Origin of the sequence: Loigolactobacillus jiayinensis (genome assembly GCF_003946445.1) — a bacterium.
Taxonomy (GTDB): domain Bacteria; phylum Bacillota; class Bacilli; order Lactobacillales; family Lactobacillaceae; genus Loigolactobacillus; species Loigolactobacillus jiayinensis.
This window is the reverse complement of record NZ_RHOF01000061.1, coordinates 1-18,927: the sequence shown is the minus strand read 5'-3', so window position 1 is coordinate 18,927 and position 18,927 is coordinate 1. Positions and strand designations below refer to the sequence as shown.

General features: G+C 41.0%; 21 protein-coding genes, 1 pseudogene, 1 riboswitch and 1 other annotated feature. Of the genes and pseudogenes, 3 read left to right on the top strand and 19 right to left on the bottom strand.

The window, feature by feature from the left end; all coding sequences use genetic code 11:
* Positions 1-303 precede the first annotated feature (303 nt).
* The 7 genes from EKM80_RS12680 to EKM80_RS12650 form a co-directional block, all read right to left on the bottom strand.
* Positions 304-1,077 (bottom strand): ABC transporter permease, encoded by a 774-nt coding sequence (locus tag EKM80_RS12680; protein WP_125553779.1) that lies wholly within the window; start codon positions 1,075-1,077, stop codon positions 304-306.
* Complete coding sequence (locus EKM80_RS12675; RefSeq protein ID WP_125553777.1) at positions 1,064-1,969, bottom strand: ABC transporter ATP-binding protein; 906 nt, start codon at positions 1,967-1,969, stop codon at positions 1,064-1,066. The genes EKM80_RS12680 and EKM80_RS12675 overlap by 14 nt, the downstream gene beginning before the upstream one ends.
* Positions 1,966-2,301, bottom strand: coding sequence for a DUF1048 domain-containing protein (locus EKM80_RS12670; RefSeq protein ID WP_125553775.1), 336 nt, complete (start codon positions 2,299-2,301; stop codon positions 1,966-1,968). Before EKM80_RS12670 ends, EKM80_RS12675 begins: the two co-directional genes overlap by 4 nt.
* Positions 2,291-2,623: a PadR family transcriptional regulator gene (locus tag EKM80_RS12665; RefSeq protein ID WP_125553773.1), complete on the bottom strand. Its 333-nt coding sequence runs from the start codon at positions 2,621-2,623 to the stop codon at positions 2,291-2,293. Before EKM80_RS12665 ends, EKM80_RS12670 begins: the two co-directional genes overlap by 11 nt.
* A gap of 280 nt (positions 2,624-2,903) precedes the next feature.
* On the bottom strand, positions 2,904-3,506 hold the full coding sequence (locus EKM80_RS12660) for a sugar O-acetyltransferase (protein ID WP_125553771.1): 603 nt from the start codon (positions 3,504-3,506) through the stop codon (positions 2,904-2,906).
* Positions 3,507-3,549: 43 nt separating this feature from the next.
* The gene (locus tag EKM80_RS12655; protein WP_125553769.1) at positions 3,550-3,813 is read right to left on the bottom strand and encodes a hypothetical protein; all 264 of its coding nucleotides are present in this window, start codon (positions 3,811-3,813) and stop codon (positions 3,550-3,552) included.
* Positions 3,814-3,981: 168 nt separating this feature from the next.
* Positions 3,982-4,464 carry a MerR family transcriptional regulator gene (locus tag EKM80_RS12650; protein WP_125553767.1) on the bottom strand — a complete coding sequence of 161 codons (483 nt, stop codon included), beginning with the start codon at positions 4,462-4,464 and terminating at the stop codon, positions 3,982-3,984.
* A gap of 91 nt (positions 4,465-4,555) precedes the next feature.
* Between EKM80_RS12650 and EKM80_RS12645 the strand changes: the two are divergent.
* Both EKM80_RS12645 and EKM80_RS12640 read left to right on the top strand, forming a co-directional pair.
* Positions 4,556-5,397 (top strand): annotated as a pseudogene (locus EKM80_RS12645) (SDR family NAD(P)-dependent oxidoreductase).
* Positions 5,398-5,424: 27 nt separating this feature from the next.
* The gene (locus tag EKM80_RS12640) at positions 5,425-6,153 is read left to right on the top strand and encodes an SDR family oxidoreductase (RefSeq protein ID WP_125553765.1); all 729 of its coding nucleotides are present in this window, start codon (positions 5,425-5,427) and stop codon (positions 6,151-6,153) included.
* Positions 6,154-6,208: 55 nt separating this feature from the next.
* Here EKM80_RS12640 and EKM80_RS12635 read toward each other — a convergent pair whose 3' ends face one another.
* From EKM80_RS12635 to EKM80_RS12605, 7 genes are all read right to left on the bottom strand, one after another.
* Positions 6,209-6,760, bottom strand: a complete 552-nt coding sequence (locus EKM80_RS12635) for a sugar O-acetyltransferase (RefSeq protein WP_125553763.1) — start codon at positions 6,758-6,760, stop codon at positions 6,209-6,211.
* A gap of 435 nt (positions 6,761-7,195) precedes the next feature.
* Complete coding sequence (locus tag EKM80_RS12630; protein ID WP_125553761.1) at positions 7,196-7,594, bottom strand: VOC family protein; 399 nt, start codon at positions 7,592-7,594, stop codon at positions 7,196-7,198.
* A gap of 262 nt (positions 7,595-7,856) precedes the next feature.
* Positions 7,857-8,318, bottom strand: a complete 462-nt coding sequence (ribH, locus tag EKM80_RS12625) for a 6,7-dimethyl-8-ribityllumazine synthase (protein WP_125553759.1) — start codon at positions 8,316-8,318, stop codon at positions 7,857-7,859.
* Between the two features lies 1 nt (position 8,319).
* A complete protein-coding gene (gene ribA / locus EKM80_RS12620) occupies positions 8,320-9,528 on the bottom strand; it encodes a GTP cyclohydrolase II (protein WP_125553757.1) in 1,209 nt (402 codons plus the stop codon).
* A complete protein-coding gene (locus EKM80_RS12615; protein ID WP_125553755.1) occupies positions 9,525-10,127 on the bottom strand; it encodes a riboflavin synthase in 603 nt (200 codons plus the stop codon). The genes ribA and EKM80_RS12615 overlap by 4 nt, the downstream gene beginning before the upstream one ends.
* Before the next feature lie 2 nt (positions 10,128-10,129).
* Positions 10,130-11,191 carry a bifunctional diaminohydroxyphosphoribosylaminopyrimidine deaminase/5-amino-6-(5-phosphoribosylamino)uracil reductase RibD gene (gene ribD / locus EKM80_RS12610; RefSeq protein WP_125553753.1) on the bottom strand — a complete coding sequence of 354 codons (1,062 nt, stop codon included), beginning with the start codon at positions 11,189-11,191 and terminating at the stop codon, positions 10,130-10,132.
* A 120-nt stretch (positions 11,192-11,311) separates the two neighbouring features.
* Positions 11,312-11,448, bottom strand: a riboswitch (FMN riboswitch).
* Positions 11,449-12,131: 683 nt separating this feature from the next.
* A complete protein-coding gene (locus EKM80_RS12605) occupies positions 12,132-12,821 on the bottom strand; it encodes a 2,3-diphosphoglycerate-dependent phosphoglycerate mutase (RefSeq protein WP_125550438.1) in 690 nt (229 codons plus the stop codon).
* Between the two features lie 168 nt (positions 12,822-12,989).
* Between EKM80_RS12605 and EKM80_RS12600 the strand changes: the two genes are divergently transcribed.
* Positions 12,990-13,181, top strand: a complete 192-nt coding sequence (locus EKM80_RS12600; RefSeq protein ID WP_125553751.1) for a hypothetical protein — start codon at positions 12,990-12,992, stop codon at positions 13,179-13,181.
* Here EKM80_RS12600 and EKM80_RS12595 read toward each other — a convergent pair.
* The 5 genes from EKM80_RS12595 to EKM80_RS12575 form a co-directional block, all read right to left on the bottom strand.
* Positions 13,147-14,367, bottom strand: coding sequence for a MalY/PatB family protein (locus EKM80_RS12595; RefSeq protein WP_125553749.1), 1,221 nt, complete (start codon positions 14,365-14,367; stop codon positions 13,147-13,149). The two genes, EKM80_RS12600 and EKM80_RS12595, sit on opposite strands and share 35 nt — an antisense overlap.
* Positions 14,368-14,499: 132 nt before the next feature.
* Positions 14,500-14,737 (bottom strand) — a binding site (T-box leader).
* Positions 14,738-14,776: 39 nt separating this feature from the next.
* Entirely contained in the window at positions 14,777-15,817 is a 1,041-nt protein-coding gene (locus EKM80_RS12590; RefSeq protein WP_125553747.1) for an AI-2E family transporter, read from the bottom strand.
* 279 nt (positions 15,818-16,096) lie between these two features.
* Positions 16,097-16,426 carry a hypothetical protein gene (locus EKM80_RS12585; RefSeq protein WP_125553745.1) on the bottom strand — a complete coding sequence of 110 codons (330 nt, stop codon included), beginning with the start codon at positions 16,424-16,426 and terminating at the stop codon, positions 16,097-16,099.
* A 60-nt stretch (positions 16,427-16,486) separates the two neighbouring features.
* Positions 16,487-17,608: an aminotransferase class I/II-fold pyridoxal phosphate-dependent enzyme gene (locus EKM80_RS12580; RefSeq protein ID WP_125553743.1), complete on the bottom strand. Its 1,122-nt coding sequence runs from the start codon at positions 17,606-17,608 to the stop codon at positions 16,487-16,489.
* A gap of 15 nt (positions 17,609-17,623) precedes the next feature.
* Positions 17,624-18,439, bottom strand: coding sequence for a MetQ/NlpA family ABC transporter substrate-binding protein (locus EKM80_RS12575; protein WP_125553740.1), 816 nt, complete (start codon positions 18,437-18,439; stop codon positions 17,624-17,626).
* Positions 18,440-18,927 lie beyond the last annotated feature (488 nt).

Sequence of the window (18,927 nt, the reverse complement as noted above, 5' to 3'; positions counted from 1 at the left end):
TGATCGATAAATGAATTATATTATTTCATCTGTCAACCATAAAGGGACTATAACAGCTCGCCATTTTCGAATAATTAGAACCTTATTTTTCTTTAAAATTGAACCCGCCTAATCAACTAACTTAAACGTAAAAGCACCAACTCGTTTAATAGCAGCAAACATTGTTTTTGGCACGGTGATTGAATCAATTTTACTTGCGGCTAGCGTCAGCGATTAAAGGTACCCGCTGCGCAACCTGCTTAGAAATTTGTACAGTAAACATAATTGGTTGGCGCATTGATCAATTAACGCATCAAGAGTCAGCTAATTAGTCAGAAACATTTTACGATAACGTTTATATGCAAAAATGGCAAAGACAAAAATTAAAACGAGTAACCAAATACTAGCTTGTAACAAGGTTGCGACCACGATATCGCCAGCAAATAAGTCTCTTGCCAGATTCACGATTGGTGTCATTGGCTGATTTTCGGCAAATATTCGTATCGGTTTGGCCATCCCCTGCACCGGCATGAGTGCTGAGCTAACCATCAACAACATCATCAACACGTATGAAAATGCGCCGGCACCGGCATATCCTTTTGCTTTGAGTGAAAACGGAATCGCCATAAGCGTGATTCCTAGAGCAAAGGCAATCGATAGCAAAAGCATCACTAACGCAGAGCCAAGCGTCAAATCTGGTCGGTAGCCCATCAATAAGCCAACAATGAAAACAACGACTTCAGCGATCAGCATAAACAAAATCGAGGCTAGTGTGTGCGCACCAAGGATAACCCACCTTTTTATCGGCAACGAATGAAGCCGATCTAACATGCCGCTTAATTTATCGTTATTAATTTGCATTGACGTATAGGCCGCACCCATTGTCATCGTTAATAACAAAAAACCAGGTAAAGCGTAATTAAGATAAGCCTGGATGCTGCCATGGTTACCAATCGTGACGTTGCCACCCAATACATAAACGAAAAATAACAACAAGAATGCTGGCATTACAATGACCGTTGTTATCGTATCCGCATCAGTAAAGTTTTGGCGCAGAATACGTTTTGTTAAAACGATAAGCTGTTTAAACGACTTCATTAGCTTCCTCCTCTGCCACATTAAAAAAGACGGTTTCTAAATCATTCTTAGCCGGTCCCAGTGACACAACTTTAATATCATTATTGACGAGCAACTTAAGTGAGCGTGCAACTTGATCATCTGGCAAAACAACACTGCCAGCATGAAATTGCCGTTCTGGCAACACACGAGCAGCACCATTTTCATCTTCTAACGCCACGGTCAATATTGATTGTGGGCTCGCGCTTGTCTTAATTTCAGTTGGCGTGCCAGACAAAACAATTTTGCCTTTATTTAAAAAAGCAATATGGTCAGCGTGCTGATCGGCTTCTTCTAAATATTGGGTGGTCAGAAAAATTGTTTTACCTTCATCACGTATTTTTTGAATTAATCGCCAAATATCTTGACGTGCCTTTGGATCGACGCCTGTAGTCGGTTCATCCAGAAAAATAATCTGCGCATCGCCAATCAGTGACATGGCAATATCCAAGCGCCGCTTCATCCCACCAGAATAAGTTGCAACCTTACGATCAATAAAGTCGACCATATCAAAGCGCTCAATCAGATCATTAATGACCAATTTTCCAGATTGAACACCGCGCAGGTCCGCTATGAAAGCAAGGTTTGCACGTCCACTCAAATCGCCATCAACAGTCGTTGCTTGTGAGTTAAGACTGATCAACTGCCGAATTTGATTCTCATTTCCTTTTAGCGGAGTACCTAGAATTGTGACCGTTCCTGCATCAGGTGCCAACAATGAAGTCAGAATTCGAATTAGAGTTGTTTTACCCGAACCATTCTCACCTAATAAGGCAAATATCTCCCCTTGCTGAACCGTTAAATTAACGTCACTTAGTACCGCTTTTTTCCCAAAAGAGCGTACTAAGTGTTGAATTTCAATTGCTGCTGTCATGATTTCAACGCCTTAAAAGCATTACGTAGCTTATCTTGTTGTTTACGCATCCAAGTTGCTTGCTGATACTGTGCTAAAAGTTCGTCCGCAAACGCAACCGGATCATCGCCAACAAGGGCGTTGATTGGTACATTTTCACTTGCATTTTCTTGAAAAATTGCGAGCATGTCATCCAGTAAATTCATGAATTCATCGGTCCCCCAGAACTGCATTAAGTACGCATCCAATGCTTTGATCGCCGTTTGATAGGTTTCCGGTAATTCCTTTTCCTTTGCTTGATAATCGCGATACCATTTTTTATCTTCGCGCATCTTTTTCCAACTAATTTTCATTATTATTTTCCTCTATTTCGGTCATTTTATTTTTTAAAAAATGCCAACGTTGCCAAAAATCGTCCAATGTTGCTTGGCCAGCTGCATTCAATGTGTAGAACTTGCGCATTGGTCCTTTTTGCGACTTTCGCCGTTCCACGTTCAATATTTTTTGTTTTTCTAGTCTTAATAGAACTGTATAAACGGTTCCTTCAGCGATATCCTTGAAGCCCATTTTCACCAGTTGATTGGTGATCTCATAGCCGTAGGTCTCGCCCTTCGCAATTATCTGCAGAATAATCCCTTCCAGGAGCCCCTTTAGCATTTCTGTCATATTTTTCAATACGGTATTCCTTTCTTAATTAGTACTTAGTAATGATTAGTACTGGTATATAATATTACTAAGTAGTCAAAGTGTCAACCCTATGATCTCATTTTTTTAATGACACTTTTCGTTACCCATAAAAGTACCGGTGGTATTCAAAACAAATTCTGTATTACTATGTAAATCACCATTGCAGGTGCGGCCTTGGCTACATAAAAAACGCCTTCCTAGATCAACAGACTTTAATCATTTGTCTGTCCACCTAAAAAGACGTCTATCTAAAGCGAGCGCCACTAATTTAATTATCGGCTGCACCATTTATTTTTCTGATAACGCGACATGGATTTCCAACCGCAACGCAATTTTCAGGGATATCTTTTGTCACAACGCTGCCTGCTCCAATTACAGTGCCAGCGCCGATCGTTACACCCGGAAGAATAATCACGCCACCGCCAATCCAAACACCATTCCCAATTTTTACAGGCAAGGCATAAGTCCGGCAGAAATATTCGCCGTTTTCTGGCTGCCAATCAGGTGTCAGTCGTTCGGCTAATTCAACCGGATGGGCGGCAGTATATATCTGTACGTTTGACGCTATCAGAACATTATTACCGATTTCAATTTTGTTACAGTCAACAAACGTACAATTCATGTTCACTGATACATTATTACCCAGATAGATATTCCGACCATAATCACAAATAAATGGCAGCCCTACTGAAACATTAGTTCCGATACCGCCAAATAATTTTTCTAACACGTTCGTCTTTTCCTGCTTCTGGTCATACGCTAATGCCTGATACTGTCCCAATAATTTTCTGGCATTATTTTTATACTCTAAGAAAACCTCGTCGTGGCAGTCATACCACTCGCCAGCCATACACTTCTCAAGCTCGTTCATCGTCGATCCCCTTATCTTATTTTATTTCTGAAACATTGTACTTTCAGCCATTGATTAAAAAGAGTACTAACATAACCGCATTCCCAACGGCAGTCATGATTGGACCAATTGTTTTGAAAGTACTGATTTTAATTCCTATAATGCCATCAAACAGTTGGATGCAAATCATAATGAATGCCAACGCAACTAAGTAGGGGTAAGCTGTGAATACCAACAAACCAATGGCTGCTAACAGTAATGAAAAACTCCGCGACATTGCATATTTTGCAGTGGTTAAAGTATCAGTCCCCTGTGCCTTTGCTTTCAAATAAGCAGCTACAGAGAACCCCGAGCTTACTGTAGCACTAATCAGTGTAAAAACTGCGCAAAAATAATAATATAGCATTTGATTTTTCCTCTGGTTATTTCATATTTTTAATAATCTAAATTGCTTGATCAAGCAACTTAGGTACAAACTCGTCTGCTCATTTTATAATTATTTTTGCAGATCAATCAATTGACTGCGATCATTAGTTGCTTGTAATGCGCTTCGATATTGATCATGGGTACTGGGATCAACAAATTTAGTCCCTGGTGTAAAATGAATGGCTTCTGTTCCTGCTTCAACGGCTGTTTTGTAGTACCACTTTTTGAATCTTAGAAAGTCTAATTGACCTTGCATATCACGGACTTTAGCTTCTAAAACAGTTTCTTCTTGGTCTAAATAATCATAGCGTTCACGTAAAGTTTCATCACCTTGTAGACATAAATTAATAAACTTACCAATATCTTTAATTGGTACGCCACTCTTCTTGAGACAATTAATGACTTCAAGAAAATTAAAATCATTATCTTTGAACTTTCTTCTACCAGCAGCATCACGTTCTACAAACGGTAACAATCCTTTTTTATCATAGTACCTGAGCGTAGAAGTATTAGTGCCTATTCTTTGTGCGACTTCACCAATTGAATAATTCAAAATACGATCTCCATTTCTTGGTTGACTTAAACCCTAGTTTAAGTCGTATGATAGCAGAGAATTAGAAATTTATAAACAAGGAGATCATATTATGTCAAATAAAACTTGGCTTATTACCGGTACTTCCACTGGCTTCGGCAAATCCTTAGCGTTATTTTTAGCAAAAAAAGATGACGTTAATCTAGTTGCCACTGCGCGCAATACTAGTAAATTAGACTATTTAGACGAATTTAATCATGGCCAAATATTAAAATCAACGCTAGATGTTACTAATCAGCAAGAAATTGATTCCGTTGTGAAACAGGCTCAGGACACATTTGGTTCCATTGATATTTTAATTAATAATGCTGGTTTAGGTTACTTTGGTACGTTTGAGGAAAGCAACCGCGCAGCCGTCAAATATATGTTTGATGTTAATGTCTGGGGATTAGTTGATATGACCCGCAGTGTACTACCAGTTATGCGTCAGCAAAAAGCTGGTATCATCATCAACTTTTCGTCAATTGGCGGTCTAGCATCATTCCCAACCCTGTCCTTCTATCATGGCACAAAATATGCTGTTGAAGACATCAGCGAATCATTGGCTCAGGAAGTCGCTGGCAGCAATATTAAAGTGATGTTGATCGAACCAAGCGGATTCAGAACTGATTGGCAGGTCGTTCATCAGATAAAACATTGCCAAAAATAAAAGACTATCAGCAGTTCGAAAAAATGATTGCCGGTAATACAAATAACGCGCACCATGAAGCTGGTGATCCAGATAAAGCTGCTGAAATTATCTACGATCAAGTCACCAATCATTCTGCAGACCTACCATTGCGCTTACCTTTAGGCAAGTTTGCCTCCGATACAGCCATTGAAAAATATACAGATTCCTTAGCGCAGTTTAAAAAGCTACATGATTTGTCAGCTTCGGCCGATCAGCCAGAATAAGTCATTAGCTAAAGGAGTGCCCCTATCGTGAATAAATTAGATGGAAAAGTAGCGATTATCACTGGTGCCAGTTCTGGATTTGGCCGTGGCACCGCGTTGGCCTTTGCTAAAGAAGGCTGCAACCTAGTTTTAACGGCCAGAAGAGAAGAACGGCTTCAAGCGGTCGTTGCTGCGTGTGAGCAACTCGGCGCCAAATCAGTCTATTATGCTGGTGATGCTATCAAAGAACAAACCGCCATCGAAACGGTTAAACTAGCAATCGCAACCTTTGGTAAAGTCGATATTTTAATCAATAATGCCGGAATCGGTCGCACGCTTTCACTCACTGAAACCACAATGGAAGACTATGACTTAATCATGAATTCTAACGTTAGAAGCGCATTTTCGTTCACTAAAAATACGGTTCCAGACATGTTGAAAAGAAATGATGGCCAAATTATTATGGTCTCCTCAGTTACCGGAATTATTGGCCATGCAAATGAAACGGCCTATTCCTGTAGCAAATTTGCCTTGCGCGGTTTTGGCCAAGCATTAGACAAAGAATTGCTTGATCAGGGAATCAGAACTTGCGTCTTCTGTCCGCATGCCGGAGCAACTGAATTTGAAGTTGGTTATGGTAGAACTGCAGAGAGTGTCGCTGAATCAGGTTTCTTAACACCAGAAGATGTTGGCCAAGCACTTTTAAGCGTCTGCACACAACCAAAGCATTCGCGTATTGTCGAATTAAGACTGGCTTCAAATAACGTTAACTATTAATTTTTTCGCACTAAAAAATGCAACAACTTGAAATTCTGAGTTGTTGCATTTTTGACTATAATGATTTAATTTTTGTTGCCGGTACACCACCCACCAAGGTATTATCGGGTACATCTTTAGTGACAACAGCGCCGGCTGCAATTATCACGTTGTTACCAATCGTAACGCCGGGCATAATCGCAACTTTGCCACCGATCCAAACATCATTGCCAATCGTTACTGGTGATGCTTGCGCTAGATAGTGCTGACGACCCGCGGCAGTCATTGGATGATTAACCGTATAGATATCAACGTTGGGACCAATCATGACATTATGCCCCATGGTAACTGGCGCGATATCTAAGATTGTTAAGTTATAGTTACTAAGAAAATCCTCACCAACATGAATATTTTTACCATAATCACAATTAAAATTAGCTTGCACAGAAACTCGCTCACCGCTTGAACCAAAAATTTCTTTGATCTTAGCAGTTTGCGCCGCTGGCTCTGTTGCTGATATCTGATTAAATTCCTGACAAAGCTGCGCTGCACGTGCTTTACGCTTAGCAACTTCTTCATCCAAAAAATAATATTCTTCCCCAGCCATTAACTTTTCTAATTCCGTCATACAATCACCTCATATTTAGCGTACCACTTAAACCATAGTTCAAGTCCAATGTCTAATAACACCTACTTAACAAATATTTTTATCAGGCAATGTTGTCCTGTCGCGACAGCTTTGTGAATGTTTCTGATTCCGAGCGCGAGTACGCCGCTCTATTTATGTCTGCCGGTCTTTGCCAAATGACTCAGGAATACATTGCTCAGCACGACCAACCAAATTTAGCAGAGCTGACGAAAATTTCGAGTAAAATCACGTCCGGAAGTATCTATCGGATTTAACAACGGTGCTGATTAAAACAGAAGCAAGTAGTTCTGAAGTAACATGATTCGCTCTCTGTTGTTTTGCCACTCTAATTGGCCTAAAAATATACAAAAAATTGGCACTCCTCACGAAGAGGTGTGCCAATTTAATGCAATAGTTCATGTGTCTTTTAAATATTTACATTGCCATCCATGAAGCCGAAAGAATATTGCCATCAGGATCTTTAATTTCCAACTCATACATTTGATTTTCGGGAATGCCTAATTCAACATGATAATACGAACCGCCATTTGCTGCAGCCTTCGCCGCGAATTCTTTGACTGCCGCAACACTATCAAAACTAAATGCAGTCATACTTCCGCTCATATTTTGTGTGTCAGCTATTGTTTGTCCTTGCAGAAACTTGCTATAAAAGTCATGTGTCAATAACATGATCCAGATTGCATCACTCCACATCATGCCCACGCCATTCTCATCCGAAAACTCTTTGTTTTGCTCAAACCCTAATGCCTCATAGAATTTGATGGAACGTTGCATGTCAGTAACCGGTAAGTTCACAAAAACCATTTTTACCATTGTGCACCTCCTATGTTAATTTCATTACACCGTCATTATCGCAAGTACGATCATAGATAGCAATCAATATACTTACTAAATCATGAAAGTTCTAATCAGGCTTGATTGTTTGCCAGACCTATAAAGTTGGTCACTAATAGTGACCAACTCTGTGCTAATTATTGCGGCAACTTGCGGAGTTAATTAGTCGAATAAAGTGTTGATCAAAGCAATAAAGTGGCCCTGATTTTTGTCCTAGAGAGTATGCTCATTAGCTATAACCTTACAACTGGAGCTCCAAACTAATCATTTCCAAAATACCATTTGCGCAGTCATTCCCCTTATTGCCAGCTTTACCGCCAGCACGATTAAGAGCCTGCTCCATATTATCCGTAGTCAAAACGCCAAACATAACGGGTACTGGTCCTTGTAAAGAAAGTTCAGTTAAACCTCGTGCTGTTTCGCTGCAAACAAAGTCATAATGCGAAGTTTCACCACGGACTACAGCGCCTAAGGCAATAATACCGTCAAATTTTCCAGTTGCAGCAACTTTTTTTACCACTCGAGATAATTCTAATGCACCCGGTACCCAGACAACGGTGACATTATCCGCTGGAACTTCATGCTTGGTTAATTCCATCTCCGCGCCAGCAACTAATTTTGTTGTTACCAAAGAATTAAAGCGTGCCGCAACGATTGCAATTTTTGCTGTTTCTCCCTTAATGATCCCATAAATTTCTGTCATTTTAGTTGACCTCCCGTAATAAATGATGGAACTTTGCTTTCTTAGTCACTAGGTATTGCCGATCATATAATGTCGCCGGAATTTCCAACGGAATTCGTTCAGTAACAGTAATGCCTAAAGCAGTGAGCTGAGCAATTTTATCTGGATTATTAGTCATTAATCTAATGTCACTAATACCCTTTTGTTGTAGGATTCGTGCTGCTAGTGCATAGTCGCGTTGATCTGCCGCAAATCCTAGCTCAGTGTTAGCTTCTACGGTATCAAAGCCTTGTTCCTGTAATCGATAGGCTTTGATTTTATTCAGCAAGCCGATACCACGCCCTTCTTGACGCATATATAATACGGCGCCACGGCCTTCTACTTCGATTTTTTGTAAGGCCCGTTCTAATTGGGCACCGCAATCACACCGTTGTGATTTGAATGTATCCCCTGTCAGACACTCAGAATGTAACCGTAAAAGTACCGGCGTGTTTGTAGTCAGATCACCCTTATAAATCAACAGAGTTGGTTCTTTAGTATCATCTTCACTGAAGGCTTCCAGCATAAAGTCACCGTACTTGGTGGGTAGTTTAACGACCGGTAAAGCAGTGAGCTGATTTTGTAATTTACGATATTCAATCAATTCATCGACTGTGATCATTAGCATCTTGCTACCTTCCGCGATCGCTTTTAAATCCTTACGCCGTGCCATAGTGCCATCCTTCTTCAGAATTTCACAAATATACGCCACTGGAGCAACCGCAGCAATTTTAGCAAGATCAACGGCAGCTTCAGTATGCCCTGTCCGTTCCAAAACGCCATCAGTCCGAGAAATCAATGGGAAAATATGACCAGGATGATAAAACTGATCAGGTTGACTATCACTTTCGGCTAATTGCTTAATTGTATCTGCTCTATCAAAAGCCGAGATCCCTGTAGTTGTAGTTTTAGCATCCGTGCTGATCGTAAAGGCAGTCCCAAATGCGTCCGTGTCATCAGTTACCATTTTGTGTAAGCCTAAACGAGTAGCATATGTAGCGCTCATCGGTACACATAATAATCCACGGGCCTTGGTAACCATATGATTGACTGTTTCTGGGGTAACATACTCAGCTAGGCCCATCATATCGCCTTCAGCTTCCCGATCGGTTGAATCCGCGATAATGATCAAATGACCTTGTTTTAATTCCGCAATTGCGGCTTCAATTTTTTCGACAGCATTATTTTTCATGCAACTACACTCCCCTGAGCTAATTGCTCAATATATTTTCCTAATATATCAGTCTCCACATTAACAATGGCACCAACTTTTTTATCTTCTAGAATTGTGTGCGCCAGCGTAAATGGAATCAAGCTTACACTAAACGTTTTGGGACCAGCACTCACCAAGGTAAGACTGACACCATCTAAAGCCACTGAGCCCTTTTCAACTAAATATTTTCGATAAGTTGGCGGTGTAGCAAAAGTTAAAATAATCGCGTTTTGATCAACGCGGCGACTAACAATTTTTGTTGTAGTATCCACGTGGCCTAATACAAAATGGCCATCTAGCCTAGCAGAAGCAGCTAAGGCGGGCTCCAAATTGATAAGATCATTAGCTTTCAGCAAACCTAAGTTAGTTCGTTTATAAGTTTCTGGCATCACATCAACACTAAAGGTGTTATTCGTGACAGCTGTGATAGTTAAGCAAGTGCCATTAATAGCAATACTATCGCCTAAATGATACTCACCTTGTTGTAATAGTTTAGTTTTGATTGTCAAAATTTCGGTTGTTTGTTTTTTACTGATTCGGGCAAGGGTGCCCACATCCTTAATAATTCCCGTAAACATCATTAAACCTCCCGGCGACTACTGACGCGTAGATCAGCACCAACCTGTTCTACTGTAAATTGCTTAAAATCGATCAACTGTGGCAGTGGAGTTCCAGCTACTGCCGGTAACCCACCACCGCCTAGTAACTTAGGCGCAATATAAACAACAAGCTGATCAATCAATTGCTGACTAATAAATTCTGCCTGCAGGTGACTTCCACCCTCTACCAATAAGGATTGGATCCCTTTTTTCGTTAACAAAGCTATGATAGCTTGAGGTGTCCATTCGGCGTTGACGAAAACTTTTGATTGACCAGGCAGACTCTGTTTTAGCGGTGTTTGGCTTAATATCCAAACCGGTGCATCACCTTTAAATAGCATTAACTGCGAGCTTAATAGATTAACATCGTGAACCACAACAATCCGAATTGGTGGGTATAATAAGATTTCCTGTCTTACAGTTAATTCTGGATCATCCACTAACAATGTATGTTCACCAACTAAAATAGCTTGTTGTTGCGCCCGTAAGTGCTGACTATCCAGCCAAGCTGTGTAACCAGTTAACAAAGTACGTTTACCCGTTTGTTTATTGATCTTACCGTCTAAGGACATTGCATATTTAACGGTAATCAATGGCCGTTGTTGCTGATAAAAGGAATTATAAGCATGGTTGATCGTCATAGGAAAATTAGCTAACTTGACATCAACGCCACCTGCTTGTAGTAGCTTTACACCTTTACCACTAACAATCGGGTTCGGATCTAACTGTCCGATCACAACTTGTCGAATTCCGACATCAACTAATCGCTTGGCACACGGTGGCGTCTTACCAGTATGACAACAAGGCTCCAACGTCACGTACATTGTGGCACCACGCGCCTGTTCCATATTAACCAAATGACTTAACGCGTTGATCTCAGCATGTTGCTGTCCAAATTGATGATGATAACCTGTAGCTAAAACTCGGCCGTCCTTAACGATGACTGCTCCAACCTGAGGATTCTGCCATGTCTTGTTGGCGCCTTTTCTCGCTTCGGTCACTGCCAAAGCGAGATACTCTTTATCACTAAAAATCTTATCCACCTCGCAAAAAAGGACCCCGCAAATAAATGCGGGGCCCCATTAATAGTTAGCTAAATAAGATTTCATACGAGAATAGTACGTCCAATAAATAGACTATACCCATGGTACGAAATAGTTATTATATTTCTTCTCCCATCCAGACTATAACTGTCGGTCCCAGACTCACACTGGGTCAACCACGCTTACACGTGGGTCACGGACTTCAACTTTACGTTGTCACCGTCGGTCGGGATTTTCACCCTGCCCCGAAGAAATCTATTCAGTTTTCAATTGTTATCTTACTACCGGGCTTTAGAAAACGCAACCACTATTTTTATAAATACTGATTTTGCTTCTAGCACCTAGAATAATTTTATTCCTATTCAAGCCTAGAGGTTTTACCGTAGCTTCATCTACAACCTATACCAGATAATGTACCTGTAATAATAATTATCTTATCCAAAATACGATTAAGTTTTCCATATTGAATTTTCCACATCAATTAATATCGCCATTTTGCAACCCTAGAGTTACTTTCAGCAAACTATAAATATTCTCTTTTTCTAAAAAGTATAGATTAATAGCCTTTTTACACAGAGAAGCGTGCATCGTCATACGAAATTGTGTACTTTCTAAACCCATATGCTAAGATCTGCATAGTAACTAACCGTCTTAAATTAGCTTATCTGCTAGCTTCGTGCCAACTAGTGTCATTTTCATCGTAGATTATTTAACGTTAACTCCAAACTAACAGGCATATTGGGCATCAAAGGCGTAAAAAAATAAAACTTTTTCCTCAGCAAAAAATCACCCGCAACAAATCACTAATACTTACCTACCAATTTACCAAAACCTTAGCTGGTAGTGTCCAGCTAGCGTCCAAGTAGCGCCCGAATGCCCAAAAAAGTGTATAAAAATAGACATTCCCTATCACTAAGGAGTGTCTATCTCATACGGTTTATTAGCCTAATTTCTTCTTGCTAACAACGTTTAATTTGTCGTCTAAGTCATAAACAACTGGTTCGCCAGTTGCCATTTCAACGCCCATGATGTCTTCATCAGAGATGTTTTCGATGTACTTAGTCAAGGCACGCAATGAGTTACCATGTGCGGCGATGATGACGTTTTTGCCATCAAGTAACTTAGGTGCGATCTCGTCTTCCCAGAATGGGATAACGCGTTCCAAAGTAACTTTCAAGTTTTCGCCGCCTGGGATAGCGCGTGGGTCTAAGTCAGCGTAACGACGATCTTGTGCTGCTGAACCTTCGTCATTTGCATCCAATAATGGTGGCAAAGTATCGTATGAACGACGCCAGATATGAACTTGTTCGTCGCCCCACTTTTCAGCTGCTTCGGCTTTGTTTTGGCCTTGTAATGCGCCGTAATGACGTTCGTTTAAACGCCAAGTTTTAGTTTCTGGGATCCATAATTGGTCGGAGCCTTCCAATGCGTAATGCAAAGTTTTGATGGCACGAGTCAATACAGAAGTATAAGCTTGATCAAATTCGATGCCTTCTTTTTTCAATAAAGCACCAGCGTTTTGGGCTTGGCGTACGCCTTCTTCACTTAAATCAACATCGACCCAACCTGTAAATTGGTTGGATAAGTTCCATTCACTTTGACCGTGACGGATAAAAACTAATTTAGCCATATGGTGGACTACCTCACTTTTAATTTATTTCTTATTCATTGTACACTGGATACGGTAAAAAATCTAATCTGTTAGCGCTTTTTTCATAACTATTTTCAAAAACAAACTTTAATTCACTGCCAGCTTCACGTAAACTTAACTTAACTCACATTCACGGAGGCTTTTTTCATGCGTAAAATCAGTTATCTTATTTGGCTCATTAGTTTTATTTACTTCATTATTTATGCCTTTAGTCAGGCATTACAACACGCCGTAAATCAAAATGCCAGCCTCGCAATTTTACATGGCGGGCTGGGCATTATTTTTATCGGCGGTATCTTAGGTTTTATTCTGCTGCGCTTATGGCGCGTGTTTCACTAATTTTAGCCAAGCTGCTAATAATGTTAGCAACGGCCGCATGGACGTATTTAGGCTCAGTTGCCAAGTTCAAGCGGACAAAGCCGGCATCATTTTTGCTGAACCATTGGCCAAAATCAACGGCCAAGTGGCATTCGTCTTGGATGAATCCCTTGGTTAAATCAGTTGGTACTACCGCCCGCAAATCCAACCAAGCTAAATAGGTACCTTCTAGCGGTGCAATTTTAATGGCTGGTACTTTGGCGGCAAGTTCACTACGCAAATAATCATAGTTGCTGCGAACCACGTTGAGTAATTGATCCAGCCACTCGCCGCCCTCACGATAAGCCGCTTCGGCAGCGACTTGGCCTAGCACGCTGACCTCAGTTTGGTTGATTTGCTTATGGAACTTATCGTAGCGTGTCCGTAAGGCTTCGCTAGGAATGATCACGTGCGAATTAAGCATTGCCGCTAAGTTAAAGGTCTTTGATGGTGCGGTCACGACGATTAAGTTATTCCGATAACGGCCGTGCGCAACGTTTAATGCGGAAACAAATGGCTGCTTGCCGATGATAATATCTTGATGAATTTCATCAGAAACAACTAACACGTGGTGGCGTTGACAGATATCCAACAACTGTTTTAATTCAGCTTCAGTCCATACACGACCAACGGGATTGTGTGGTGAACATTGAATCAATAATTTAACTTTATTAGCAACAATTTTAGCTTCGATATCGTCAAAATCGATTGTGTAGTGACCGTCGTTGTTGATCAATTCTGAAGTGACTAACTGGCGATGATTATCCAATACAGCGTTATGGAAAGGATAGTATACCGGCGTCAGGATCATTACTGCCTCTTGTGGTTTGGTAAACGTGTTGACTAAGCCGTAAATAGAATTAACCACCCCAGTTTCAAAACGGAGCCAGTCTTTTTCTAATTTAATGTTGTGCCGCGTCTGCATCCAGTTAAAGTAAGCTTCATAGTAGGAATCAGGTGTATAAGAATAGCCGTAAACGCCATGATTGACGCGCTCTGTTAAAGCTGCAGTCACCGCTTCTGGCACTTTGAATTCCATATCAGCAACCCACATAGCAATCAAATCAGGATCCCCGTAACGTTGATCCAAGGCATCCCACTTCAATGAGTTTGTGCCTGCCCGTTTAACGGCATACTTTGCGATAAATTCTGTTGTTGATAATTTCATAATGACGACCATCCCTTCTGCGCGTGCCTTTTAGAAGGTGAACATCACCTTCATCTAGAACACATTTACACTACAATATTTTTTACATTAAGCTATGGTAACAAAAAAAGCTCCCGCCTGTACAAATAATTGTACTAGGACGGAAGCTTTAACTTTCGTGTTACCACCTAAATTCGCCATTGCCTCATAGCAATAGCCTCTAACACATCAATCAATGTGCTGCAAAGTATCGTTTGCAAACCCGGACGCGTAGCCTTATTGACCCACGCCAGCTCGGAGCTCATCTTCACCTAGTTTATTTTACCTGCTTTCACCAACCTCAGGCTCGCTAAAAAACCAACTAAATTACTCTTCTCGTCACAGCTATTTTATTGATTAATGCTTACTATAGAACAATACTGTTAAGAAGTCAATTCTTAGCTGATTTTAATTTTTCCTTTTTATTGCCAATCGATTTGACCCCTAAAATATCGAGGAAGAAAGTGAAAATTGGGATTCCGACAATCAGTCCCCAAGTACCGAACACGTGCTCACCGATCAATAACACAACAAAGGTGTAGAAAATCGGCAGCTTAGTACGACTAGACATGAACTGTGGGTTAAGAACGTAGGCTTCGAGAACATGAATGATCAGAATCAAAATTAAAATATAAACGACATCTTGAATACCACCAACTGAATAACCGATCAACGCCAATGGGATACACGAAATGATCACCCCAGCTACAGGAATCATGCTGAGTAAAAAGACCATAATGGCCAGCGTTGGTAATTGTGGCATGTGCATGATACTCAAGAAAATCGTCGTCAAAATTGTATTGGTCAGTGCGATAAATACTTGTGCCTCAATCACTACGCCAAACGTGTTAACAAACTTTTTAGCGAAGAAATAAATATCTTGGAAGAGCCAAGCGTAATCGCTACTTAGAAATAAGCGCGAAAACTTGAACATGCGCTGACTTTCAATAGTGAAGAAAAAGCTGAGCATCAGTGATAAAAAGAAAGTCACGCCCATCGTGCCAATACTGGTTAAATAAGTGAAGGCCACCGCGATGCCGCCTTTAAATTGGTGCATTAGATCCGAGGTCTTAATGTAACTATTGATCCATTTAAACACTTGATTTGTGTCATAATCCGGATTCTGATAAAACTTATATACTGAATCAACCATTTTCACCGTTTGTTCAGCAACTACCGGCAAATACTTGGTGATCGCTGAATACAGGAGAAAAATAGCCAGCGCATAAATAATGACCACAATCAGCGGTGCCGGAATTTTGATCCAGTGTCGAATAAATTTCACCAGCTGCAAAACTAAAAAAGTGAAGATAAACGTTAACAAAATAATGCTCATCATGCTACGCGCTAAATATAAAACGGCGATAATGGCCAGCAATACAACGATTCGTCGCAACTCAACATTCGCCAAAAACTTTTTCCAAAGTGACACCTACCATCACATCCTTATCAGGTTTCATTGTACAAGAAAACAAGGTTAGATGCGACTAGAAGTTGCTCTGCACGTTTTAAAAGACTATAGCCTAGTTTATCGTTAGAATAGCTATGTTAAAATTAGTAACTCAAAGCCCTAGATTAAATTGTAATTCACTTACGCTATATCCATCTTGCCAGTTACGATTAACCCAACGTAGCTGCGGCCGCAAATTAAATAGTCACAGTAAAATGAAGCTACACAAAAACTGCGCCTAGCTTCAGACGCAGCTTTCATTTAACCATCGTGGCGGAAAGACAAAACAACTTGCTTTTCTGCAGGTCGCACGTCGACTTCAACGACGATTTGTTTAAGATCTTGCTGGAACATTTGATTGGATAAGTCGCTTATGTGCTGCTCATCCTTAATATCAGCAATCTCCATTTTATTCAATTCAAAATTTTGGGTCACATAACGAGTGCCGTAAAAATAATTAAAGTAGATCTGCGCCAAATCAGACAGCGGTAACTGCAATACTGGTAAACCCTTTGCTTTCAGCTCGTAACCACTGGTCATCACTGGTTCGCCAGCAATAACGGCAGTTTGGAAAAAATCAGCTAATTTCATCGTTTAGAACATCCCTTCTCGTGTCCTACCTATTGTACCGACTTTTCCCACTAACGCCAACTAAATTTCACTAGCAGCAAATGCTTGTGCTAAATCGCGCTGCAAATCAACACTGCCTTCAATCCCCACCGACAACCGTAACAAATTAGGCGTAATCCCTAGCGCGCGGCGTTGTGCCACTGACATATCATGATGTGTTTGCTCATCCGGCACCGTGATCAAGCTTTCTACCCCACCCAAACTTTCGGCAAAGGAGATCACCTGTAACTGCTGTAAAAAGGCATCAACCGCGTGCGTCTCAGCCAAATAGAAACTGATCATGGCGCCTTTACCCGGATAGAGCACTTTAGCCACCGCCGTAGATTTTTGCAAATAAGCAACTAATTCCTGTGCGTTGATCTGTTGTTGCTTCAACCGCAGCGGCATGGTTTTCAAACTACGCAGTAACAGCCAACAACTAAATGGATCTAAAACGGCACCAGTCGTCACTAAATTAAAAGTTAATTCTTTGGCCGCTGTGGCATCGTTTAGCATCAGCGCACCAGCTAAAATATCATTGTGGCCCGACATGTATTTAGTAGCACTATGCACCACAATATCAGCGCCAAGTGACAATGGCTGTTGCAATAATGGCGTATAAAACGTATTGTCGACGATGAGTTGTAGGCCATGGGCATGAGCAATTTCGGCCGTTTTAGCGATATCGATTTCTTTCATTGTCGGATTCGACGGTGTCTCCAGCCAAATTGCTTTAGTTGTCGGTTGAATTAATTGCGTCAATTGCGCATAATCTTGACCGTTCCACTGACTAAAATCGATTTGATAATGATCCGTCAATTGATCAAAGTAGCGGAAACTGCCACCATATAAGTCATCTGACGTGATGATGTGCTCGCCAGTTTTGAATTGCGAAAATACCAACTGAATTGCTGCCATACCAGAACTTAACGCATAAGCGTATTTAGCATGTTCCATGGTGGCCAAAACGGACTCCAACAATTTGCGCGTCGGTGTTTGTACGCGGGAATAGTCGTAACCCGTGGATTGCCCTAGCCCTTGATGCCGAAATGCTGTCGAAAAATACAACGGCGCCGCGATTGCCCCAGTTTGCTGGTCATCACTCCGGTTACCGGCCTGCGCTAAAATCGTTTCAATTTGTTCCTGCCATGGTTCTTTACTCATCGTCAAATTCCTTCCTTATTTCAATTCTTTAGGTACAAACCAATAACCATTGGTGTTGTGCTTCTGCAAATACTTTTTAAATTCCTTTGAGCGATAGGCTTTTTTAACGGCCTTAACCCAAGGTTGGTTCTGCTTATCTTTGGTCGTGACGGCTACTAATTCGTACTGTTTGACTACATTTTCATGTAACAGGCTGGCACTTGGCTTTAATTTAGCGCTATAAGCAACACTGCCTGGTACAACACCATAAGCTAGATCCTGTAAATTACGCGGAATCTGCGCTGAATCCATTTCCATGAATTTCAAGTGATGCGGATTCTTCACAATATCACTTTTAGTGGCCTGTAATGGATCAACACCTTTACGCAATTTGATCCAACCAGCTTTTTCTAATAATCGGTAGGCTCGTGCTGTATTGGCTGGATCGTTGGGGATACCAATCTTATCGCCACTTTTAACAGCTTTCAACGTTTTACGCTGACCGGGGAAAATCGCGGTCGGTACAGTGGGAATCGGTGTAAAAGCAACTAAATCAGCCTTTTTATTTTCATTAAAATTATCCATATAGGCTGTATGCTGATCCACACTCAGATCGAGTTGCCCTTGACTTAGCGCAACGTCGGCCTGTAATAAATCAGAAAATGACGTATTCTTAACCGTATAGCCTTCCTTTTCCAAAATTGGCTTAATGCCGTTTAAGAATAACTCGCTGTACGGACCTGGTGAACTGCCTAACCGAATTGTTTTATCGGCGGCATGTGTAGGTATACTGACTAACAAAAAACTTAATCCAGCAACGGCTGCTAAAGCAAATTTACGCCATTTTTTCATGAAGACGAACCCCTCTCTTACCCAAAAATCTGCCTGATATGTACCTAACTAAGACCACAAAAAAAGCCCCTTGCAGAGTTTAACTCCACAAAGGGCGACTGATCGCGGTACCACCTTTTTTTACGTTTCAACGTATCTCAAAGTCCAGATATCGGTGGACAGCCGTGCATGCAAACATGTCTCCAAGACCATTTGTCGTCGGTCGTTACGCCCCTTTTCAGCACCCAAGGCTCTCTGTTGTAACGCACTTGACGATTCTTCTCTTCAGTGACAATTGATATTGATTTTCATTATAGAAAGCCTAAGGTTAAAAGTCAATGAGAATTTTAATTTAGCGTCTCAGATACCCAAGTTTACTTTTACAGCTGCTGGCAATGCTTCACTAAAATTAACGCGCTACTTGAATAACATAAATACAGAAAAAACGAGGCTGTGAAGTGAACCCCAAATATTGGACGAAACTTTAAGCGACTTTCTGGGTGGTAAGA